Source organism: Paenibacillus sp. MAHUQ-45 (genome assembly GCF_058133325.1).
This window is the reverse complement of the sequence record NZ_JBYUPV010000013.1, coordinates 192,957-213,162: the sequence shown is the minus strand read 5'-3', so window position 1 is coordinate 213,162 and position 20,206 is coordinate 192,957. Positions and strand designations below refer to the sequence as shown.

Annotated in this window: 25 protein-coding genes and 1 pseudogene; 20 read left to right on the top strand and 6 right to left on the bottom strand. The window is 43.5% G+C overall.

The genetic code is table 11. The annotated features are described in order from the left end of the window. The 12 genes and pseudogenes from AC3Y23_RS24345 to uvrA form a co-directional block, all read left to right on the top strand. A partial coding sequence (locus AC3Y23_RS24345; protein WP_379203959.1) for a hypothetical protein occupies positions 1-189 on the top strand: 189 nt, incomplete at its 5' end. Between the two features lie 117 nt (positions 190-306). Continuing rightward, positions 307-891 carry a 3D domain-containing protein gene (locus AC3Y23_RS24340; protein ID WP_379203957.1) on the top strand — a complete coding sequence of 195 codons (585 nt, stop codon included), beginning with the start codon at positions 307-309 and terminating at the stop codon, positions 889-891. Continuing rightward, entirely contained in the window at positions 888-1,454 is a 567-nt protein-coding gene (locus AC3Y23_RS24335; protein WP_379203955.1) for an AAA family ATPase, read from the top strand. The genes AC3Y23_RS24340 and AC3Y23_RS24335 overlap by 4 nt, the downstream gene beginning before the upstream one ends. After that, on the top strand, positions 1,441-1,590 hold the full coding sequence (locus AC3Y23_RS24330; RefSeq protein WP_379203953.1) for a hypothetical protein: 150 nt from the start codon (positions 1,441-1,443) through the stop codon (positions 1,588-1,590). The genes AC3Y23_RS24335 and AC3Y23_RS24330 overlap by 14 nt, the downstream gene beginning before the upstream one ends. Before the next feature lie 63 nt (positions 1,591-1,653). Then, on the top strand, positions 1,654-1,947 hold the full coding sequence (locus AC3Y23_RS24325) for a hypothetical protein (protein ID WP_379203951.1): 294 nt from the start codon (positions 1,654-1,656) through the stop codon (positions 1,945-1,947). Between the two features lie 567 nt (positions 1,948-2,514). Then, positions 2,515-2,901 (top strand): annotated as a pseudogene (locus AC3Y23_RS24320) (AAA family ATPase); the annotation flags it as partial. Positions 2,902-2,953: 52 nt separating this feature from the next. Continuing rightward, entirely contained in the window at positions 2,954-4,243 is a 1,290-nt protein-coding gene (hflX, locus tag AC3Y23_RS24315; RefSeq protein WP_379203949.1) for a GTPase HflX, read from the top strand. A gap of 92 nt (positions 4,244-4,335) precedes the next feature. Then, positions 4,336-5,589: a methionine gamma-lyase family protein gene (locus AC3Y23_RS24310; protein WP_379203947.1), complete on the top strand. Its 1,254-nt coding sequence runs from the start codon at positions 4,336-4,338 to the stop codon at positions 5,587-5,589. Positions 5,590-5,673: 84 nt separating this feature from the next. Beyond that, positions 5,674-6,084 (top strand): MerR family transcriptional regulator, encoded by a 411-nt coding sequence (locus AC3Y23_RS24305; protein WP_066361713.1) that lies wholly within the window; start codon positions 5,674-5,676, stop codon positions 6,082-6,084. 30 nt (positions 6,085-6,114) lie between these two features. Further along, entirely contained in the window at positions 6,115-7,443 is a 1,329-nt protein-coding gene (glnA, locus tag AC3Y23_RS24300) for a type I glutamate--ammonia ligase (RefSeq protein WP_379203944.1), read from the top strand. A gap of 256 nt (positions 7,444-7,699) precedes the next feature. Next, positions 7,700-9,037, top strand: coding sequence for an NUDIX domain-containing protein (locus tag AC3Y23_RS24295; RefSeq protein WP_379203942.1), 1,338 nt, complete (start codon positions 7,700-7,702; stop codon positions 9,035-9,037). Then, complete coding sequence (gene uvrA / locus AC3Y23_RS24290) at positions 9,034-11,898, top strand: excinuclease ABC subunit UvrA (protein WP_379203940.1); 2,865 nt, start codon at positions 9,034-9,036, stop codon at positions 11,896-11,898. Before AC3Y23_RS24295 ends, uvrA begins: the two co-directional genes overlap by 4 nt. A 72-nt stretch (positions 11,899-11,970) precedes the next feature. Here the strand turns inward: uvrA and AC3Y23_RS24285 are convergent, their stop codons facing one another. The 3 genes from AC3Y23_RS24285 to AC3Y23_RS24275 all read right to left on the bottom strand — a co-directional run bounded on the left by AC3Y23_RS24285 (position 11,971) and on the right by AC3Y23_RS24275 (position 13,860). Continuing rightward, positions 11,971-12,744: an alpha/beta fold hydrolase gene (locus tag AC3Y23_RS24285; RefSeq protein ID WP_379203938.1), complete on the bottom strand. Its 774-nt coding sequence runs from the start codon at positions 12,742-12,744 to the stop codon at positions 11,971-11,973. Between the two features lie 271 nt (positions 12,745-13,015). Next, on the bottom strand, positions 13,016-13,318 hold the full coding sequence (locus AC3Y23_RS24280; protein ID WP_379203936.1) for a hypothetical protein: 303 nt from the start codon (positions 13,316-13,318) through the stop codon (positions 13,016-13,018). Positions 13,319-13,674: 356 nt separating this feature from the next. After that, positions 13,675-13,860 (bottom strand): hypothetical protein, encoded by a 186-nt coding sequence (locus AC3Y23_RS24275; protein WP_379203934.1) that lies wholly within the window; start codon positions 13,858-13,860, stop codon positions 13,675-13,677. 219 nt (positions 13,861-14,079) lie between these two features. Between AC3Y23_RS24275 and AC3Y23_RS24270 the strand changes: the two genes are divergently transcribed. After that, positions 14,080-14,358, top strand: a complete 279-nt coding sequence (locus tag AC3Y23_RS24270; RefSeq protein ID WP_379203931.1) for a holin — start codon at positions 14,080-14,082, stop codon at positions 14,356-14,358. A gap of 13 nt (positions 14,359-14,371) precedes the next feature. On the opposite strand, the gene AC3Y23_RS24265 is transcribed toward AC3Y23_RS24270, so the two are convergent. Continuing rightward, positions 14,372-15,046: an SOS response-associated peptidase gene (locus AC3Y23_RS24265; RefSeq protein ID WP_379203929.1), complete on the bottom strand. Its 675-nt coding sequence runs from the start codon at positions 15,044-15,046 to the stop codon at positions 14,372-14,374. A gap of 215 nt (positions 15,047-15,261) precedes the next feature. Between AC3Y23_RS24265 and AC3Y23_RS24260 the strand changes: the two genes are divergently transcribed. After that, positions 15,262-15,369, top strand: a complete 108-nt coding sequence (locus AC3Y23_RS24260) for a YjcZ family sporulation protein (protein WP_379203927.1) — start codon at positions 15,262-15,264, stop codon at positions 15,367-15,369. Positions 15,370-15,486: 117 nt separating this feature from the next. Continuing rightward, positions 15,487-15,588, top strand: a complete 102-nt coding sequence (locus AC3Y23_RS24255; RefSeq protein ID WP_379203925.1) for a sporulation protein YjcZ — start codon at positions 15,487-15,489, stop codon at positions 15,586-15,588. 78 nt (positions 15,589-15,666) lie between these two features. Here the strand turns inward: AC3Y23_RS24255 and AC3Y23_RS24250 are convergent, their stop codons facing one another. Both AC3Y23_RS24250 and lexA read right to left on the bottom strand, forming a co-directional pair. Further along, entirely contained in the window at positions 15,667-16,005 is a 339-nt protein-coding gene (locus tag AC3Y23_RS24250) for a L,D-transpeptidase (protein WP_379203923.1), read from the bottom strand. Positions 16,006-16,258: 253 nt separating this feature from the next. Next, positions 16,259-16,885: a transcriptional repressor LexA gene (lexA, locus tag AC3Y23_RS24245; RefSeq protein ID WP_066361701.1), complete on the bottom strand. Its 627-nt coding sequence runs from the start codon at positions 16,883-16,885 to the stop codon at positions 16,259-16,261. 328 nt (positions 16,886-17,213) lie between these two features. Here lexA and AC3Y23_RS24240 point away from each other — a divergent pair, with 328 nt between their 5' ends. From AC3Y23_RS24240 to AC3Y23_RS24220, 5 genes are all read left to right on the top strand, one after another. After that, positions 17,214-17,627, top strand: a complete 414-nt coding sequence (locus AC3Y23_RS24240) for a LysM peptidoglycan-binding domain-containing protein (protein ID WP_379203920.1) — start codon at positions 17,214-17,216, stop codon at positions 17,625-17,627. 110 nt (positions 17,628-17,737) lie between these two features. Further along, positions 17,738-17,911 (top strand): DUF896 domain-containing protein, encoded by a 174-nt coding sequence (locus AC3Y23_RS24235; RefSeq protein ID WP_379203917.1) that lies wholly within the window; start codon positions 17,738-17,740, stop codon positions 17,909-17,911. Positions 17,912-17,992: 81 nt separating this feature from the next. Further along, entirely contained in the window at positions 17,993-18,511 is a 519-nt protein-coding gene (locus tag AC3Y23_RS24230) for a hypothetical protein (RefSeq protein ID WP_379203915.1), read from the top strand. A gap of 42 nt (positions 18,512-18,553) precedes the next feature. Continuing rightward, on the top strand, positions 18,554-19,339 hold the full coding sequence (locus tag AC3Y23_RS24225) for an HAD family hydrolase (RefSeq protein ID WP_379203913.1): 786 nt from the start codon (positions 18,554-18,556) through the stop codon (positions 19,337-19,339). Between the two features lie 432 nt (positions 19,340-19,771). Beyond that, complete coding sequence (locus tag AC3Y23_RS24220) at positions 19,772-20,200, top strand: FixH family protein (protein WP_379203911.1); 429 nt, start codon at positions 19,772-19,774, stop codon at positions 20,198-20,200. Positions 20,201-20,206 lie beyond the last annotated feature (6 nt).

Genomic DNA, 20,206 nt, shown 5'->3' with positions numbered 1-20,206 from the left:
ATTTATAATTTTTTATCTGTGATAGATGTTGTAGAAGTAAAGGTTGTAATATTTTTTAAAATAAAAATAAATATAATTATTTTAATAAAATACATATTATCTTTAGTAGCAATAACAAATGATAACTCTTTTGAAACTAGTGGTGCAAATACAGAGAATCTGTGCAGTAGCAACCCATTTGCAAATTAAATGATGAGCAGGCGGTATCAATAAAACAAAGGAATATACTAAAGGTTGAACTCTTATACATAAAATAAAAAACCTCACGATAGAAGTGTGGAATTATCTAAATATAAGGAGGCTCAGATGCTAGAAGGATTACTTCTATCTCTATTATTCGTGCAACCAACTCCAAGCTTTCAACAGCCAGATAGTTTGCAAATCATTAGAGAAATTAAGAACACATATGCTATTAACCAAGATGTGAATACAGATATAAAAGAAGAGTTTTTAAAAAAAGAATTACATAATAAGCAAGGTACCTTAAAGAATATATTGAAACAGCAGCAATTTGTTAAAGAGACTAAAGTAAAACCAGAAAAGAAACGAATGAAAAATGAAGAAATGTGGTTGTCCTTTGAAATATCTGCCTATACGAACGGGAAAGAGTCTACGGGCAAGACGAAAGGGAATAAGGACTACGGCATAACTTCAAGTGGAAAATTGACTAAAGAGGGACGTACAGTATCGGCAGATATAAATCTATTTCCTTATGGCACCGTTCTGTATATAGATGGGGTTGGCGAGCGTATCGTTGAAGATACTGGGAGAGCTATTAAAGGTTATAAACTAGACCTGTTCATTGAGGACTTACAAAGGGCCAGAAATTTTGGTCGGAAACACAATGTCAAAGTAAAGGTTTTAAAGATGGGGGAGAAAAAGAAAAAATGAAAAAAGTGTTTCTGTTAATGGCCTATTCCGGGGCAGGTAAAACAAAGATTGCTAAAAGGTTAGAGGATTATGGATACAATGTATTACAGCCATATACGACACGACAGCCATGTTCTGAGGATGAGTGGGGCCATATGTTTACAACGATAAAAGAATATGAAAACTTCAAAAAGAATAATGATATTGTTGCCTACAGTCTATTTGAGGGCAATCATTACTTTAACACAAAAGAGCAAATGTACGAAGCAGATATATATGCGGTTGATCCCGATGGAATTGAGGACTTAAAGAGAAACATTGAGGACATAGAATTTGTAACTATCTATATCAAAGTAGATAAGAAAACAAGACTGAGAAGAATGCAAGAACGTGGAGATAACTTTGATAAAATTCTCGCGAAAGTAACAACAGATGGAATTAAATTTAGAAATAAGAAATTTGACTATAAGGTAGTTAACTACGATTTTCAAAAGGCAGTGGATATTATTGATTTCATTATCAAAACTGAAAGCAGAGATTCATTAAATAAATCAAAGGAAGTGAAAAGCTATGTTTCCTATTAATTTAGAAATCTATAAACAACTTCTTGATGATCTTACAAATGATGAACACACCTATAGTGATTTACTGGAACTAAGAGATAAAACTAATGATGTGTTGGACTATGTGGAACAAAAAATTGGCGAAGAAATTGATTAATAAAACGTTCGTTTCGTAAAGTGAAAGAGGTAAAAAGTTGAATAATTAAAAGGAGATATTAACATGCAAAATTCTTACGATGACATAAGCAACTTAACTCTTGCTAAAACAGAGGAAGAGGCAGAATACATCAAAATCATAAAAGAGCTTTACAAGGGAGGTAACATAACAGTAGGGAAGATATATAAAGTAGAGAGGATGCTTTACAATGACAACCCGGCCGACTTTTTGAATGGAGAAGCATATGTTGTTAATGATGCAGGGAAAGATTTTTTCGGGGTATTTAATATGTGTGTAAGCGAAATGTATAAAAAAAATAGGAGCGCAGACTCTTTCAAGGACATACAATACAGTTAGAATTGCCTGCGGTGAAATTCAGCTTATGAAATTTAACACTAATCGAAAGGATATGAAATTAAAGATAAAATACATATATAAACATAATTATATAATGAGTACAAGTGAAATAGCTTGTGCTTTTTTTATTAGGAAGAAATCTAAATCTAAACCAAAGAGGTATTGTTTTCGCCAATTATAAAGCTCATTGAAAGGGTGAGGAAAACATAGTGAATTTTAAGAGATATATGAATCGATTTATTATTTGGTTGTTTTGGTCAAAATTTTTTAAAACTGTTCGAGATAATCTGTACTTTGTAGCTTATAAGCAGGGTAAATATGACGAACGGATAAACAGTAAATATGCTCACTGTGAATACGACATGAGAAGGAAATGGAAAAATATATAAATAAATAAAAGAAATAAACACTAAATGAAAGTCGCTGCAGAGATTAATAGATGAAAAAGAAGGAGAAGGTGCGCGCTATACAGAAATGTATGCAACGAGTATAATCAAATCGCTAAAAGAATTAGAGGATAAATGAATATTACATAATAAAAACTAATCCATAGCTAAGTCCATGTAAGATCAACGTGGACAATTTATCCTCATTTTAGCCGGATATTCCAGCGAGATCGATTATTTTCTGATGAGCAATCCAGGACTTCCTTCCCGGTTCCCGATTCAGGTCGAGTTTCCCGACTATACCACCGATCAGCTGCTTGAAATCGCGGGGCTGATGGCTAAAGAACGCGATTATATTTTGATGCCGCAGGCGATACTCAAACTAAAGCAGCATCTGCTGCTGGAGAAGACGGAAAGTCTTCATGCGTTCAGTAATGCGAGATATGTGCGCAATGCAATCGAAAAAGCGGTCCGCAGCTAGGCTGAAAGGCTCTTGTACCAGTATGAGAACAATAGTCCCGGCAAGCAGGAGCTAATGACACTGCGAACAGAGGACTTTAAGCTGTAGGGCCTGAGTGAGCGGACAGGAATACCGAAACGGGCATAAGGAGTATGCATACATGGCAATCGTAACACATAACACAACAACGGAAGTACAAGACCGGGCGATCCTGGTCAGTCTCGTTACGGACAAAATCAAGCGCACAGGCGTTGACCCAGAGCTATCCCTGCAGGAACTGGTTCAATTAGCGGAGACAGCTGGAGTCGAGGTGCTGGATGTGCTTCGTCAGAACAAGGAAACTCCTGATCCCAGATGGTTCATCGGTAAAGGTAAGGTGGAGGAGCTGCGTATGGCGGCAGACGGCCTAGGGGCTAACACCGCTATCTTCGACCAAGAGTTGTCGGGCGCTCAAGTCCGCAATCTGGAGGAAGCACTGGATCTCAAAATCATTGACCGGACCCAGTTGATTCTGGATATTTTTGCTGGCCGGGCGAAGACGCGAGAAGGGATTATCCAGGTGGAGCTGGCTCAGTTGTCGTACTTGCTACCCCGTCTATCCGGGCATGGCAAAAACCTGTCGAGACTGGGCGGTGGTATCGGGACGAGAGGACCGGGGGAAAGCAAGCTTGAGACCGACCGTCGGCATATCCGCGACCGGATTACCGAACTGAAACGCCAGCTGGATGAGGTTGTCAAGACACGCGAGCTGCACCGTGAACGCCGCCGGAAGAGCGGAGCCGTGCAAGTGGCATTGGTGGGGTATACAAACGCTGGAAAGTCCACGCTGTTGAAGCAGCTCACCGACGCGGATGTTTATATCGAAAACCAGCTGTTCGCCACGCTTGATCCCACTTCCCGGGTTCTTCAACTACCTGGTGGCAAGGATGTAGTGCTTACTGACACAGTTGGTTTCATCCAGAACCTGCCCCATGATCTCGTTGCTTCTTTCCGAGCGACGCTGGAGGAAGTGAATGAAGCCAATCTGGTGCTGCATGTAGTGGATGCTTCTTCACCGATGCGGGAAGAGCAGATGGATGTCGTGCAAAGCATTTTGCAAGATCTTGGCGCAGCAGGCAAACCGCAGATCGTGCTGTTCAACAAATCCGATATTTGTGAACCGGGACAGCTCGAAATGCTGCCGTCGGGTGATGGATATTTGAAGATCAGTGCGTTTAACCCTGAGGATTTGGCCCACATCACGCAAGTGATTGCCGATGAACTGGCCGGAGATACACTGACCTTCCGCATTCCTGGGGAACGGGGAGATCTGACCTCCGTGCTGTACCGGGTCGGTGAGGTGTTGGAGCAGGATTTTGATGAGAATGATATACTATACACGGTTCGGCTGAATAAAGAAGATTATGAAAAATGGGGTTACATGCTGGCTGATTTTGTGGACCCGAAGTAAAATGAATTTATGCATTGCTCAGGAAAGCGTCAGGCAACTGTCGCTTCCTGTTATTTTAATGGCAAGTAAATGTAAGGAGAGAGCAGAGAAACATGGCAGTATTTGCAGAGGATATTCTACAGGCGGCAGAAGCCGCAGAGCTTGAGATCGAAAGTGCAGTAAAGAACCTAGAACGGATTGTGGACAAAAACCAATGGAAAATCATTGAGGCGTTTCAGCGTCATCAAGTTAGTGATTACCATTTTGCCGGTTCTACTGGCTATGCTTATAATGACCGGGGCCGTGAGGTGCTGGATCTTGTTTATGCGGATGTATTCGGTGCGGAGGCAGCGCTGGTGCGCCCTCATTTTGCTTCTGGTACACATACCATTTCCACGGCTCTATTTGGTGTGTTGCGACCGGGGGATGAGCTGCTCTATATCACAGGAACCCCATATGATACCTTACATAAGGTTATCGGCAAAACCGGTGACGGAACAGGTTCCCTTGCGGACTTTGGTATTGGTTACGGTGAAGTTGCATTGACCCCTGAGGGCGGGGTAGACTGGGATAAGGTGGCACTGTCCATCAATGACAATACCAAAGTCATCGGCATTCAGCGTTCACGCGGTTATGACTGGCGCTCATCATTCACGGTGTCTCAGATCGGAGAGATGGTGCGAAAAGTGAAGGAGCTGAAGCCGGATGTCATTGTTTTTGTGGACAATTGCTATGGTGAATTCACAGAGGAACTGGAGCCGACACAGGTCGGTGCAGACCTCATTGCCGGTTCGCTTATTAAAAATCCTGGAGGCGGCATTGCCGAGACTGGGGGCTATATTTGCGGTCGCAGCCATCTCGTGGAGCTAGCCGCATACCGGCTGACTGCGCCGGGCATCGGCGGTGAGGTGGGAGCGATGCTGGGAACCACTCGCGGCCTGTATCAAGGTCTGTTCCTCGCGCCTCATACGGTGGGACAAGCAGTTAAAGGTAGTATTTTCGCAGCTTCTGTCTTTGCCCGCTGTGGTTTCAAGACAAAACCTGCGTGGAATGAACCTCGTACAGATCTTATCCAGGCCGTGGCTTTTGACGGACCGGAGCATCTGATTGCCTTTGTTCAAGGTATTCAGCGCGCTGCGGCTGTAGACAGCCATGTGGTTCCAGAGCCATGGGATATGCCGGGGTACGAACATCCTGTCATTATGGCGGCAGGTACGTTCATTCAAGGCGGCAGTCTGGAATTATCGGCCGATGCGCCGATCAGAGCGCCATATATTGGCTATATGCAAGGTGGCTTGACCTACTCTCATGTGAAATATGGCGTATTGATGGCTCTCCAAGGTATGAAGGATCGCGAATTGTTGTAAGTTTATCTAACATACTATTGACGCGCTGGATTAGGGAATGTACAATGATAATTAGAAAAAGATCATTGGAAGGTTGGATGAGTCATGGGTGATGAAATCCGCAGAAATATGGCATTATTTCCTATAGGAATTGTAATGAAGCTAACCGATTTATCGGCAAGGCAGATTCGCTATTATGAGCAGCACAGCCTGATCGTACCAGCGCGTACTTCCGGTAACCAGCGTCTATTCTCTTTTAACGATGTAGAACGTTTGCTGGAGATCAAGGCTTTGATTGAGAAGGGTGTTAATATCGCCGGGATCAAACAGGTGATGAATCCTGTATCCAAGGAATCCGAAGAGGCGACGGTGATCACCCCTGATACAGAGGTTAAACGAAGAGAGTTGTCCGATTCCCAGCTTCACCGCTTGTTGAAGCAAGAACTCGTTTCCGGAAAAAGACCGGGACAAGTATCTCTCATTCAAGGTGAGTTATCCCGGTTTTTCAATAAATAATATATAGATACGTGAAAAGGAGAGGTTATTGTGAGCTTTACTAAAGAAGATATTCTGCGTATTTCCAAAGAAGAAAATGTTCGTTTCATTCGTCTTCAGTTCACCGATTTGCTGGGTACTATCAAAAACGTTGAGATTCCTGTAAGCCAATTGGAAAAAGCACTGGACAATAAAATGATGTTCGATGGTTCTTCCATCGAAGGTTATGTACGTATCGAAGAGTCTGACATGTATCTGTATCCTGACCTCAGCACTTGGGTAATCTTCCCTTGGGTAACTGATAGCCGTGTAGCGCGTCTGATCTGTGATGTCTACATGCCAGATGGTACTCCATTTGCAGGTGACCCACGTGGTATCCTCAAACGCTGTCTGAAGGAAGCAGAAGAACTTGGCTTCACTTCCATGAACGTTGGTCCAGAACCGGAATTCTTCTTGTTCAAGACAGATGAAAAGGGTAACCCGACAATGGAGCTTAACGACCATGGCGGATACTTCGACTTGGCACCTATGGACCTTGGCGAAAACTGCCGTCGTGAAATCGTATTGACTCTGGAAGAAATGGGCTTTGAGATCGAAGCTTCCCACCACGAAGTGGCTTCCGGCCAGCATGAGATTGACTTCAAATACGCAGACGCGATCAAAGCGGCTGACCAAATTCAAACCTTCAAGCTGGTAGTTAAGACTGTTGCCCGTCAACATGGTCTGCATGCTACCTTTATGCCGAAGCCGCTGTTCGGAATGAACGGTTCCGGTATGCACGCTCACCAATCGTTGTTCAATGGCAACGAGAACATGTTCTATGACGAAAGCGATACGCTGGGCCTCAGCAAAACTGCACGTCATTACATGGCAGGTATCCTGAAGCACGCACGTGCTTTTGCCGCAATCACTAACCCGACAGTGAACTCTTACAAACGTCTGGTTCCTGGTTATGAAGCTCCTTGTTACGTGGCATGGTCTGCAAGTAACCGTAGCCCGATGATCCGTATCCCGGCTTCGAGAGGTCTCAGCACACGCGTAGAGGTTCGTAACCCGGACCCTGCCGCTAACCCTTACCTTGCACTTGCTGTAATGTTGAAGGCAGGCCTTGATGGCATCAAGCGTCAGCTTGAGCTTCCAGCTCCAATCGACCGTAACATCTATGTGATGTCCGAAGAAGAGCGCATTGAAGAAGGCATCCCTAGCTTGCCATCTGACCTGAAAGAAGCATTGGGCGAACTCATTCGCAGCCAAGTGATCACCGAAGCACTCGGCGAGCATGCGCTGGCTCACTTCTACGAGCTGAAAGAAATCGAGTGGGATATCTACCGTACGCAAGTACACCAATGGGAAAGAGATCAATACATTACCCTTTACTAAATGAAGTAGCCCCTGACGCGTTAGCGTCGGGGGCTTTTTTTGTGGACAGAAGTAACACGCTCAGCATTATTATCTTATTAAATAACTAAATATTAACTTTGTGTTGATTGAAGGGATTAACATCATTTACATAATGTTCCCAACAAAATATAATGGTTTTCATGCTTGTCGATTAACCAGAATATGTAACTGGATCAGAGCAGCGATCAAATAGAGTCGTAGATGAAGCTAAAAATATTATAGGCGGTGCTACTGTATGCAAGTTAAGTTTTATGATTTGAATACAATAGATGATTCTCGGTTGAAATATGCTGTGATTTTCGCTAGGTACCAAAATAAATCCATCTATGTAAAACATAAAGAACGGAATACTTGGGAAATTCCAGGTGGGAGAAGAGAAATAAATGAAGATATTCATGAGACAGCTCGTCGTGAACTTTATGAAGAAACCGGAGCCCTTACGTTTAATATAGCTCCATTATTAATTTATTCTGTTACAAATGACAATAGTGAGGAAACTTTCGGGGGGTTATATTATTCTGAGGTTACAGAACTAGGAGATTTAATGCCTGAAAGTGAAATAGGCGAGATATGTTTCTTGGAAGAGTTGCCAAGAGAACTAACTTATCCAGTAATCCAGTCAGAATTGCATAGAAGAGCAATAAAAGAATTGTCTTCAAAAAAGAACTTCGATATTGCATTAGGTCAGTTCGTTGCCAAACTCAAGATGGACAAAGCCATTGTAGCAGCCATTGCTTATGGCAGTTATGTCAGCGGTACCCTTTGGAAGAGGTCAGATATTGATTTGATACTTGTGGTCAATGATGAGAAGACTGCATTTGATTTTCGCAGTTTTTTAGAACATGGCATTATTATCAATGCGCTGGTTTTCTCCAGAATGAATTTCAAGAAGAAGCTTCAAAGCCTTGTACAAGGCGATGATTTTCACTCTTTAATTCACCAAAGCAGGCTTTTGTATACTACAGACCCCAGTATGGAGACTTATTTTTCTGACATCCAGGAGATGGGGGATAATGACATAGCTTTACAGTTGGCTATTTATGGAATAAATGCGGTTGCCGGTTATTATAAAACACTAAAAACACTCACGGTTTTAAAGGATTTTTCATACGGCTACTATAAGATGGGTGACCTCATTGATAATATTGCTCATCTTGTCGTAATCATGAACGGTAAAGTCCCTTTACAAAAAGTAGTCCTTCAAGCGAAGGAGCTTGAACCTGAACTATTTGATGTTCTATATACTCGATTTATCCGGGCATTACCGGATGAAGCCCAGGTAACCTCTGTCATGGAGACCATCTATGAATTTCTTGTTAAGCATAATACTCTATTTTTCCATCCCATCTTACAGTTTCTACAGGAAACAGGAATGCCCCAACCCGTATCCTATATTCATGAACAATTGCTTAAACGTACAGATGTCAGTATTCCGCATTTTCTCGAAGCCTGTGAATGGTTATCTGACCTGAACATGATTACAAGAGTTCCACATTCTATTCGCTTAACCAGCCGGAGCAGGGTCGAAGTAGATGAGCCAGCATATGTTCTCGTTCAAGGAGGAATAATATGAACAATCATATTGTGGTAAAAGGGGCTAGAGAAAACAACCTTAAAAATATAGATGTCGAGATTCCCAGAGATCAATTAACGGTAATCACCGGTGTTAGTGGTTCGGGGAAATCTTCTCTTGCATTTAATGTTATTTATGGGGAAGGGCAACGCTTGTTTTTAGATACTTTATCCACCCATGCCAAACGGTATTTGTCTCAAGTGAATAAACCTAAAGTAGATTATGTCCATGGATTATCACCTGTTGTTGCCATGGAACAAAAGAAAGGCCAATTCAATCCAAGGTCTACAGTGGGAACGATGACAGACCTTTCGAATTATATACGATTATTGTACAGTACGATGGGGGTAGCCCAGTGTCCACATTGTACGCAGCGAATCTCTCTTCGAAGCGCTAATCAAATTGCAGAACGGATTCAAGCATTGCCTTCTGGAACAGAAGTTACTCTATTAGCGCCGGTATCCAAAATTTATAATGAGAAGTACTCGTATTTATTCGATGTATTAAGAAAGCAGGGATATCGTAAGGTCAAAATAGAGGGTGAACTCCACGATACAGGTAGTTTGGTGGGTCTAGTGCTCCATGATGGGCAAGAATACCAAATCGAAGTCATAGTAGATAGAGTGTATGCTAAGCAAGATTACAACAAGCAGCTAATCGCCAAAATCAAGGAGGCTCTTCAGCTCGGTGAGGGCTTCATTAAGCTGGAGTTAGAACAATCAGTTTTACCCGAGAAACAAAAGCAATTATTTTATGAAGGGTTTGCCTGTGCGGAACACCATATTACGATTGGAGATCTGGAGCCTAAATATTTTTCGCCTAATGATCCCGCAAGCTGCTGTCCTAGCTGTGGAGGAATGGGGATCTATCTCAAAGCAGAAGAAGTGTTGGCAGTAGATAATGACAAGAAGAGTATTAACGAGGGCGCTCTTACTAATACATTACTTAGCGTGAAGCATCCATACAAATACATGCTGTTATATAGTATGTCTGTTCATTTTGGCTTTAGCTTGGACACTCCGTTTAAGGATTTACCCCGGGCAACGAAGGAGCTTATTTTCTATGGTACAAAGGGTGAATCCTTTCAATTACTCCATCCTCCGGGTGCGAAGACTGCTCATAACAATGCTGGGGATTATGTTGCATTCCCTGGAATTCTGACACAATTGGATCAACAGTATGCTCAGTCACGGAGAAGCAAAGTAAACGGCTCTGTACAGGAAATGATTTTCAAAAAGCATATGGTGCAGCAGCGTTGTCCAGACTGCTTAGGAACCTGTCTCAAACCACAACGTTTGCTAGTGAAGCTTAAAGACCTTTCCATTCATGAATTAGGCGAGCTCCCCTTGGAGGAATTGCAACAGATCTTTAGACAAATAGAACTCCCAGTTGAGAAACGTGATGTAGCATCATCCATTCTTGAAGAAATAGCCAAGCGTATCGAAATGCTAAATGACATTGGCTTAGGTTATTTATCGTTAAACCGGCGGTCGGATTCTTTATCTGGCGGAGAATGCCAACGAATTCGCCTGGCAACACAGGTCGGGATCGGTCTCATTGGCATGCTCTATATTATGGATGAACCAAGTATCGGCCTGCATCCCAGAGATAACTCTAAAATAATCAAAATGCTTAAACGTCTTAAAAACATTGGCAATACTATCATTGTAGTGGAACATGACTTGGAAACGATCAAAGAAGCTGACCATATTATTGAGATTGGCCCAGGACCGGGCATTCATGGTGGGCGTATTGTGGCACAAGGAAATGCCGGGGTGATTTCTCATCATGCCGAGTCCATTACAGGGCAATTTATTTCGGGTCATCGGCGGATCGATCGTCCCGCTAACAGACGAACATGGAATGGAACAAGTCTACGCATTAATGGGGCAAGGGATAACAATTTAAAAAATATCAATGTCGAAATTCCGTTAGGAATGTTTGTGTGTGTAACCGGTGTATCAGGCTCGGGTAAGAGTACGTTGGTCCATGAAATTTTATATAAAAAATTACATTCTATTGTAAATCCTCATATTATCCCGGGAGAACATGATTCTATTGAAGGGATTCAGCATGTGAATCACTGCATACATATCGATCAATTACCGATCGGCCGAACGGTAAACTCAAGTCCGGCTACATACATGGGGATTTTTGATCGTATCAGGCAGCTCTTCTCTGAGACAGACCAAGGACAAGAGGCGGGGGTTACGCCATTTGACTTTAGCTTTACTCAAACGGGAAGCGGAAGATGTGATGAATGTAATGGAATAGGATTGTTAACTACAGAGCTACAATTTATGCCCGATGTCGTAGTCACGTGCCCCTCATGCCAAGGCTCCCGTTATAAAGAAGAAATCCTGGAAATTACGTATAATGGAAAGTCGATTTCAGAAGTATTACAGCTTTCGATTGATGAAGCAATCGAGTTTTTTAAGTCGGTGCCTTACATTCATCATAAATTAGTGGTTATGAGCGAATTAGGGTTAGGTTATTTGCGATTAGGGCAATCATCATCCACCATTTCAGGAGGGGAAGCTCAGCGTGTGAAGCTTGCGGCTGAACTATCAAAAATCAAAAAGGGTGCAAGCAATATTTATATATTAGATGAACCAACGACAGGGCTGCATGTCGCAGATATTCAAAAATTGTTACAGTGTATCAATCGCTTGGTGGATTTAGGTCATACCGTGTTAGTCATCGAGCATAACATGGATGTCATTAAAACGGCAGATCACATCATCGATATTGGTCCGGGTCCGGGGCGTGACGGAGGAACTGTAGTCGCATGGGGGACTCCTGAAGAAGTAGCCATGGTAAGCGAATCATATACAGGAATGTTCTTAAAGGAAGTGTTGTAAAAGCGAAATTATCAAAGCATTTCCAGGCACACCGACATGGCTCAATTACGCAGCCATGTCGTGTTTCCTATTTCATTTTACTTGTATACCATTTTTAATTGCTCTAGCCAATCCTTTTGGGTTCTCCCAGGCCATAGAGTGCCCAGTATTATTTACAATTTCGATATTAATATTATGTGCACTAAGTACCTCTAAATCTGAAGCTGGCAATGAATTTTCTCCAAAGATAAAGGTTCTAGGACAATCGAGAGAGTAGAGCTTTTCTCTCCATGATGGTTCTTCCCCTTTTGCTGCCGATTGAGATACAAGATAGGCGGCTTTAGGTGACCATGAAGATAAAGCTGCTGCCCACATTTCGTTTCCGTTTGTCCGACTATCTTGAACCAATTTGCTAAATCCATTTTCTAAAAAATCGTGCATCTCAAAGTCCGCAATATACTTGCTGGTTGAGCCTACGCTACTTTTGTCTAAATTTGCTTCACTCAGAATTATTCTATCGATTTGATTCTGGCATTTCGTTGCTAATGACAGCGCAATGGCGCCTCCTAGACTGTGGCCAAATAATACAAATGATTTCAAATCTAAGGACTTAACTAACTCTGCGAGATATTCCGCATGCTCGTTGACTGTGTAAATGAAGTCTTCCGGTTTGTCACTGTACCCTGAACCTAATAGGTCAACTAAAATACAACGGTGGTTTCTTGAGTGTTCCTGGGTGGCCACTTGCGGATAATCAAACGAACCAGCACATCCAAGACCGTGAATAAACAAAATGGGTATTTCCTTACCGGGGAAATCGTTATAACGAAGTATAGAATTCGCTTTTTTTACAAAAAACTCATTCATTGAAAAATTACCTTTCTATGTTAAATTTCTTTAAAATTATACTATGATGATTGGGACCATTTAACTCAAATAAAACAGGGGACCCCCCGTTATCCGCATGTAGCAATTGGCTACATTAGACAAGGGAGGTAGTGGAGTGAGCAAGAAATATGGTTGGCGAACAGCAGTTATTCTTTTATTCATCCTTGCTGCATGTGTTATCGGATGGGTCGGACTCAGGTTCAATTCCTAAACCTCTAGGAAGGTGTTTCTAAGTATAGTTATTTGAAGCTTATTTCACTTTCTCCAGCTTAAAAGTAAACTGCCACTTCGCAGTGTTCCCGGAATAGCGCCCGCGGTTCTCGACAACGGTCACATTCAGCTTCTTGGTCACGCTAGTTTTAATGGAGGAGACTTTAACGGAGGCGCTGGCTTCGCCGTCATCCGGATACTTGTCCTGTTCCTGTGCTTCTGCGTGAAGCTTGATTGATCCGGCGGCATCGGCGTTGATCGTTACACTTTCCCCGTCATTGAGTTCTTTGCCATTGACAAAGCCACCCCACCACCATTCATTGCCCACGTGATTATTTTCCACTAATTTGGCTTCTACAAAAGTAACTTTAATCTTTACAGTTTTACCAGCTGCGAACAGGGGCTGGGTACTGAGCACAAAAAATAAGAACGAACAACAAACTAAATCTAGCAATTTTCCGGAGCATAGTCTCACCTTTCCAATTATAGGGTTTCCCTAAATATAGCATCTCTACGTCTATAGTTCTATATACATAGGAAAATATTCTGAAATGATAGGACTTTAGGGTGAGTTTGCTAGTCGGAACCGGGAAACGGTGAAGAAGATGAGGTTTTGCGAGAGAAATACTGATAAAAGGGCATGCCGCGAACCCCTCAGGGCTGGACACTGAAGGGTTCCTTTACATGGAACGGTAGTTGTTAATCCATCAGGTCATACATTGTGTTCATAAAATAAGCGACTTCCATCTCCGCGTCCTGTTCATCCATGCCGAGCAAATCCACCAGAAACGAATAGAAGCGCTCGTAGATATTTCCCGGCTTGAACTGCTCCTCTGGATGTCGCATGCAGTAATCGAGGTATTGGCGAATCATGATTCCCCACATATAACCTGCACCTCCTCATTCTCAGGAGTAATTTGATGTAAACGTGACACATAGTGTTATCAATGCTTTTTCTTGTCACTAGTTTTTTGCAATATACTATGCACACAATACAAGAATTTGTATGCGCAGCGGTATATTTTTGAAGAGAGGCCTTGGATTATCGAGCATGTACCGCAGAGGAGAGGAATAGGAATAGAAGAGCAGAAAGGGGAGAGGTGAATGGAGAATCAGAATTTAAGTAATGTTCTGGCCTTTGCATCTCTGTTGTCTGTCTTTGTGTTGACAGGAGTACAGCTGGTAAAGGTCACGGTGAAGGTTCCTAAAAATATGGTGCCGCTTATCGGTGTAATTGTAGGGATGCTTATCGGAGCGGCGGCCTATCCGTTCACAGACATGGAATTGGTGCTGCGATTATGGGCGGGGGCATTGTCAGGTTTATCCGCGACGGGGCTGTTCGAGCTGGCTTTTAACAACCGGATTGGAAATACCAAAGAGTAAGTAAAGGGGGCTGCTACTGGGCAGCCTCTTTTAATAGTTCAGGATAATCATTTTTGACATTGCCGACTGCAGGGGCTACGGGGTATGCTCTCATTTTGGCAGAATCATAAGGCTTAAGCAGCTTTAATAAATTTTGGACATCATGGTTGTCCCGTCCGAGCCAATCGCTTTCGTCTTCCGGTCGCAGAATAACAGGCATACGATCGTGAATTTCAGCCATCAATGAATTAGGTGTGGTCGTGATAATCGTGCAGGTGGCCAGCTTCTCGCCTTTCGGGTCCAGCCATATATCATATAGAGCAGCCATTGAGAAAATACTGCCGTCCCGCATGCCAATTCTCATAGGCTGCTTGCGACCGTCTACCTTTTTCCAGTCATAGTAGCCGTCTGCAGGGATCAGGCACCGCCGAGAGGCAACGAGTTTCTTGAACGAGGCTTTTTCCAATAAAGACTCCCCACGGGCATTGATCATTTTGCTGCCGATCTTATCGTCCTGCGCCCATGATGGAACAAGGCCCCAACGAAGCTCACCGATTCGGTTGCCGGTACCTGTGTGAATCACAGCCGGAATATGCTGCATGGGAGCGGCATTATATCTGGGAGCATAATGAAGGATGCTGGCATCATTCGTAAGATACCTCAGCATTAGTTCTTCTATAGAGACTGTAATGGTATAACGTCCGCACATGATGAGAATCCTCCGAACATTGGTTTGTTACCAGTGTACTATACTTCCCCGATAGAAATAAATAAGATCCATCTTAGTGTGGACCTTCTAAGTCCCCTCAAAGGTAAGCTTTTACCTTCGTCACAGGAGTACATTTCTTTTCCGGTTTGCCCAAACTCAGTAGGATACTGTTACATATTCTGTTCTGTAGTCATTAATCTGAAGGAGGAATTCACATGGGTGCAGAACATTGTGGACCAGTAGTTAGTCCTTTTACGTCAACAGGAACGATTTTGGTGCTTTACATTCTGCTTGTAATCATTTTGAGTATTTGCTGGATCTAATCAAGGGGCCTGGACTATTCGGGCATTAAGTTAGCGGAGAAGAAATCTCCCTTTCCTAAGGGCCGATCTTTTGTCGCTGCAAATCCTGGTGTCTTCATAGAAAAGGAGGAATTACTCATGGGTGAATTTGCTGGAGGATATGGTCTTGGCACATCTACTGCTGCAATCTTGGTTCTCTTCATCTTGTTAGTTATTATCTCTAGATCTTTCTTGCTGTAATTTGAATTATCCCCATGACCAAGCCGCCAGACACCGTCTGACGGCTATTTGCACGTCAAATCATCCAGTACCAGGCGGTTAACGCCGGATAGTCACCCGCGTCCCAATTGGAACCAGCGCAGCAAGTGCCAGTACATCTTGGTTGAACATTCGAATGCATCCGTGCGAGACCAGATGTCCAATGGAGGAGGGGTCATTCGTCCCGTGAATGCCATAATGCAGCTTGGAAAGTCCCATCCAGAACACACCGAATGGACCTCCGGGATTAGGCTGTTTGTTAATGATCGTATATTCTCCCTCTGGTGTTGTGGTTAGCATCGTTCCGATTCCGACAGGGTAACCTCGGACGACAGTATTGTTATCCAGCAAATACAGCATTCGTTGTGTTAAATCGACGACAATTCGGTAATTGGGCATGGGATCAGCACTCCTTTAAATTAGGATATGTGCGGAGCAAGGGTGCCGTTAATCCGAAATCGTGAGTAAAAATAAAAAAAGTGTGGCCCTATCTAAACTCAGAGGATACCTCAGTACTTATTTGACGCAAACTATCGCGATAGTTTTGTTCTGAATTCTTGCTTCTTTATTCGAGTTAGGGAAAAGAGTTTAGACAGAAAAAAGACTGCACCGCTGAACGGAACAGTCTTCTAATAGAGACATTAATGATAGATTAGTGGACATCCCGGAATAATCCGATGACTTTACCCAAAATGCTTACCCGATTCAGGCGAAGTGGCTCATAGGACGGGTTCTCCGGCTGGAGGCGAATATGATCACGTTCCTTATAGAAAGTCTTAACGGTAGCTTCATCATCTTCAGTCATAGCGACAACAATATCACCATTGTCTGCGGTCTGCTGCTGGCGCACAATGACATAATCGCCGTTCATAATGCCAGCATCGATCATACTGTCACCAAGAACAGAAAGCATAAATACCTTGTTGTCACCAACATAATGTGTTGGGAGCGGGAAATAGTCCTCGATGTTCTCTGTTGCGGTGATAGGTACCCCGGCGGTAACCTTCCCTACTACAGGAACGCGAGTGATCGTCTGGGCAAATTGATGGACATTCTCCGAGTCTTCCTGGCCAAGCAGTTCAATGGCACGCGGCTTTGTCGGATCCCGGCGGATCAGGCCTTTCTTCTCAAGGCGGTCCAGATGACCGTGTACCGTGGAGCTGGAGGCGAGGCCTACAGCTTCTCCGATTTCCCGTACGGAAGGAGGATAACCCTTGCTGCGGACTTCGTTACGTATAAATTCCAGGATCGCCAGCTGGCGACTCGAAATCTTTGACATCAGAATCAACCCCATATAGTAATGTTTGGGAAAATTATAACATAGAACTGCCGTTCGCACAAACATAAGTTCTAACGTTATCGATAGTTTAAGAGAAGGGAACAAGGATGAGAACAGGAAGGAGAATGATATCTTCAATAATCGGCCTCTATGTCGAAGGAATACGCAAGAACGGCAAGGGAGATGAGCACATCAAGAGCATTTTTTTCACTCAGAAAGGGGATTTTATAAGAGGGGAACAATTGTTCGAAAATAGTATTGATCAAAACACATGTTCGTGTTATATTGATTTTGCAAGTAAGAACAAGTGTTTGGAGGATGATGAATTATGTTAAAGTACAGTACATACCATAGCATCTATGACAAGGACACAGAAGTTAGCTCTGTAGGACAAACTTTAGGTTCTGGACTAATAAATAGAATTCAAGAAATCACCAATGTGCTATCGAATGGATTAAGTCAGTTGATCAGAACATTTAACTTCTATAAGATCGCTCTTTTTCTGCTGCTGATTGTTGCGGGCTTTACAGTAGTAGGTAATGTGTTTGCTGGACCTGTTAATCTTGCGAAGCAAGAGAAGAGGGTTGTGGTTGAACAAGGAGATACTCTCTGGAGCATCGCTCTTAGATATAAGCCGACCAATATGAAGACAGCTGTATATATAGAAGGAATTAAACGATCGAGCCAATTGACCGACAGCACTATTCATGCAGGAGACGTTTTAACAGTCCCGTTATTTTAACAACTTTATGTTCAGAGATAGGAACATTAGAGAGCTTGCAGGGGGTAAACCTTGACAAGCTCTTTTTCTCATGGCAAAGTTAGAATGAATTTATTAGGGAGGCGAAAATATTGAATATAGATGAATTGATTGCACGAATTAATGAACTGGCACACAAGCAGAAGAACGAGGGTCTGAATGAAGAAGAACTGGCTGAGCGCGCCAAGCTCCGTGAAATTTACTTGGGCAACATTCGCCGCAATTTCCGTGCCCAACTGGACAACATTGAATTCGTAGATAAATAAGCGTTGAACAAGGAGCAGAGGCTTAACATGAACCCTCTGTTTCTTTTCATAGATATTTCAGGATGACTAGGGGGAAGAGACATGGCCCGTTCTTGGGAAAGAATGGTTCAACGCAATTCACAGCAACTCAATAAGCAAAGAAAGAAACAAGGGAAGGATGCCATTCAATCCTCGGCTTCCAGTACAAAGACTAGCGATGTATTCAAGGGGCGCAATATCGTATTGCCCGTTGTTCTCGTTGCACTAGGTGTGCTTTATTGGCTCATCGGTACACTGGATCAAAGTGGAGGAAGCGTCTTCATGCACTGGCTGGGCGTGGGGTTGTACTTGCTGCTGGCAGCTATGCTGTATTTCCGTCGTCCTTACCTGAAGGTAGAGCGGAACAGATTGTCCACTATCAAATTCAACCGCGAACGTTGGCTGCCTGCTACCGATATTGAGAAGATCACAGTTTCTCGCAGTGCTGTCACGATTAAGTATAAAGGCAAACGCACCACGTGGGTGTTCTCCAAGCTGATTAACCGTTATGACACGGCTGCGATGGGCGAACGACTGCAAGAATTCGGTAAGGTCAACAACATTCCGGTAGAGCAATTGTAAACAATAGAGAGCAGTTCACTTCAGGGAGAGGGAGTTACTTAAATGCCGATTACCGCTGTACTTTTTGATTTGGACGATACGCTGCTTTGGGATGAACGCAGTGTAGAGGAATCGTTTCGCTCTGCTTGTGAGGCTGCAGGAGACGCTGTGGATCCCCATGAGTTGGAAGCTGCTGTACGCAGGGAAGCCAGGGGTTTGTATGAGTCCTATGAGACCTTTCCGTTTACCAAAATGATTGGGATTAATCCGTTTGAAGCGCTTTGGGCTAACTTTAGCGCTGGTGAACAGCCTGAATTCCGTCAGTTGGAGCAACTGGCACCGGTTTACCGCAAAGAGTCTTGGCGCCGGGGACTGGCGTCGCTAGGTGTAGAGGATGAGGTTCTTGCTGAGACGCTCGCAGCCAAGTTTGCAGCCGAACGCCGCAGCCGTCCTTATATGTATGAAGAGACATTGCAGGTACTGGATCAACTGCGCGGACAAGTGAAACTACTGTTGCTAACCAATGGTTGTCCTGCACTTCAACAGGAGAAACTGGATGGAGTACCGGAACTGATTCCTTATTTTGATCATGTTGTGATCTCCGGCAGTTTTGGTAAAGGCAAACCGGATACTTCGATTTTTGAGCATGCCCTTGGCCTGCTTGATATCACACCGGAGCAGGGAGTCATGGTCGGTGATAAACTGACAACCGATATTCTCGGCGGCTTGAGCACGGGACTTACGACCGTCTGGATTAACCGTACCGGTAAGGAAAAAGATCCGGCGATTACGCCGGACTATGAGATCGGGCATCTAGCGGAGCTTCTGCCGTTGGTACAAACTCTGTAAGGAACTTATTTTTTGAATAGAGCCGTCTTCTGAAGTAGGTTTCCTACGGATGAGGCGGCTTTTTCTATTACTAGTATGTTGATAAAACAGGCTTTCCTTCCTGAAAAAATGAGAATAATGTGTATAATAGAAAGAGAATTATTACACCTAGGGCTCCATGCAGCAATGTTTGATTCTATTTAAGATGAACAAAAGAGATTAACAAAAAGCGAGAAGGAACGTAGGGGAAGATTGGAACTGTAGGAGCGAAGCGCTCGTCTTTGTTTCCGGATTTCAACCGCTACTAGCGGTTAAACAGAAGAAATCTGGAGACAACAACGACCGAAAGTCCAAGCTTCACTGGAGTGACGCCAAGCCTTAAGTTCGTATCTTAAACTCATCTTAAATAGCAACTCTAGTAATAGGATAACCATTATATCAGGAGGGCTTCAAATGTTGAACCCGAGGAAAAAGGTCTCATTATTAGGTATTGCGTTCACATTGCTACTGGCAGGCTGCGCCTCTGGGACAGCTGGGGGAGGGCACGCTGGTCATTCGGTAGATATATCGATGGAGCCGATCAAAGTAGAGCTGGAATGGAGTCCAGCTGAAGTTACAGTGAGCAGCCCGGTTACATTCGAAGCTAAGGTGACCCAGGAGGGTAAACCTGTGGATGATGCCAAGGAAGTGCTTTTTGAAATCGTAAACAAAGATGGGAAGACCGAAAAGATGGAACTAAAAGGGACTTCGGCAGGAGAAGGAAAGTACACCGCAGAAGGAACTTTTGATAAGGAAGGGCTTTACAATGTGACCTCACATGTATCGGCACGGACACAGCATTCTATGCCAAGCAAGGAGCTTACTGTTAAGCCATTGCCATAATTATGA

What these genes read in the sequence shown, in the direction of transcription:
- AC3Y23_RS24225 (WP_379203913.1), top strand. Translation starts at nt 18,554, where the DNA reads ATGCCGATTACCGCTGTACTTTTTGATTTGGACGATACGCTGCTTTGG.
- AC3Y23_RS24255 (WP_379203925.1), top strand. Translation starts at nt 15,487, where the DNA reads ATGGGTGAATTTGCTGGAGGATATGGTCTTGGCACATCTACTGCTGCA.
- AC3Y23_RS24295 (WP_379203942.1), top strand. Translation starts at nt 7,700, where the DNA reads ATGCAAGTTAAGTTTTATGATTTGAATACAATAGATGATTCTCGGTTG.
- AC3Y23_RS24310 (WP_379203947.1), top strand. Translation starts at nt 4,336, where the DNA reads ATGGCAGTATTTGCAGAGGATATTCTACAGGCGGCAGAAGCCGCAGAG.
- AC3Y23_RS24270 (WP_379203931.1), top strand. Translation starts at nt 14,080, where the DNA reads ATGGAGAATCAGAATTTAAGTAATGTTCTGGCCTTTGCATCTCTGTTG.
- lexA (WP_066361701.1), bottom strand. Translation starts at nt 16,885, where the DNA reads ATGTCAAAGATTTCGAGTCGCCAGCTGGCGATCCTGGAATTTATACGT.
- uvrA (WP_379203940.1), top strand. Translation starts at nt 9,034, where the DNA reads ATGAACAATCATATTGTGGTAAAAGGGGCTAGAGAAAACAACCTTAAA.
- AC3Y23_RS24285 (WP_379203938.1), bottom strand. Translation starts at nt 12,744, where the DNA reads ATGAATGAGTTTTTTGTAAAAAAAGCGAATTCTATACTTCGTTATAAC.
- hflX (WP_379203949.1), top strand. Translation starts at nt 2,954, where the DNA reads ATGGCAATCGTAACACATAACACAACAACGGAAGTACAAGACCGGGCG.
- AC3Y23_RS24305 (WP_066361713.1), top strand. Translation starts at nt 5,674, where the DNA reads ATGGGTGATGAAATCCGCAGAAATATGGCATTATTTCCTATAGGAATT.
- AC3Y23_RS24260 (WP_379203927.1), top strand. Translation starts at nt 15,262, where the DNA reads ATGGGTGCAGAACATTGTGGACCAGTAGTTAGTCCTTTTACGTCAACA.
- AC3Y23_RS24275 (WP_379203934.1), bottom strand. Translation starts at nt 13,860, where the DNA reads ATGTGGGGAATCATGATTCGCCAATACCTCGATTACTGCATGCGACAT.
- AC3Y23_RS24250 (WP_379203923.1), bottom strand. Translation starts at nt 16,005, where the DNA reads ATGCCCAATTACCGAATTGTCGTCGATTTAACACAACGAATGCTGTAT.
- AC3Y23_RS24265 (WP_379203929.1), bottom strand. Translation starts at nt 15,046, where the DNA reads ATGTGCGGACGTTATACCATTACAGTCTCTATAGAAGAACTAATGCTG.
- AC3Y23_RS24330 (WP_379203953.1), top strand. Translation starts at nt 1,441, where the DNA reads ATGTTTCCTATTAATTTAGAAATCTATAAACAACTTCTTGATGATCTT.
- AC3Y23_RS24325 (WP_379203951.1), top strand. Translation starts at nt 1,654, where the DNA reads ATGCAAAATTCTTACGATGACATAAGCAACTTAACTCTTGCTAAAACA.
- AC3Y23_RS24335 (WP_379203955.1), top strand. Translation starts at nt 888, where the DNA reads ATGAAAAAAGTGTTTCTGTTAATGGCCTATTCCGGGGCAGGTAAAACA.
- AC3Y23_RS24240 (WP_379203920.1), top strand. Translation starts at nt 17,214, where the DNA reads ATGTTAAAGTACAGTACATACCATAGCATCTATGACAAGGACACAGAA.
- AC3Y23_RS24340 (WP_379203957.1), top strand. Translation starts at nt 307, where the DNA reads ATGCTAGAAGGATTACTTCTATCTCTATTATTCGTGCAACCAACTCCA.
- AC3Y23_RS24230 (WP_379203915.1), top strand. Translation starts at nt 17,993, where the DNA reads ATGGCCCGTTCTTGGGAAAGAATGGTTCAACGCAATTCACAGCAACTC.
- AC3Y23_RS24220 (WP_379203911.1), top strand. Translation starts at nt 19,772, where the DNA reads ATGTTGAACCCGAGGAAAAAGGTCTCATTATTAGGTATTGCGTTCACA.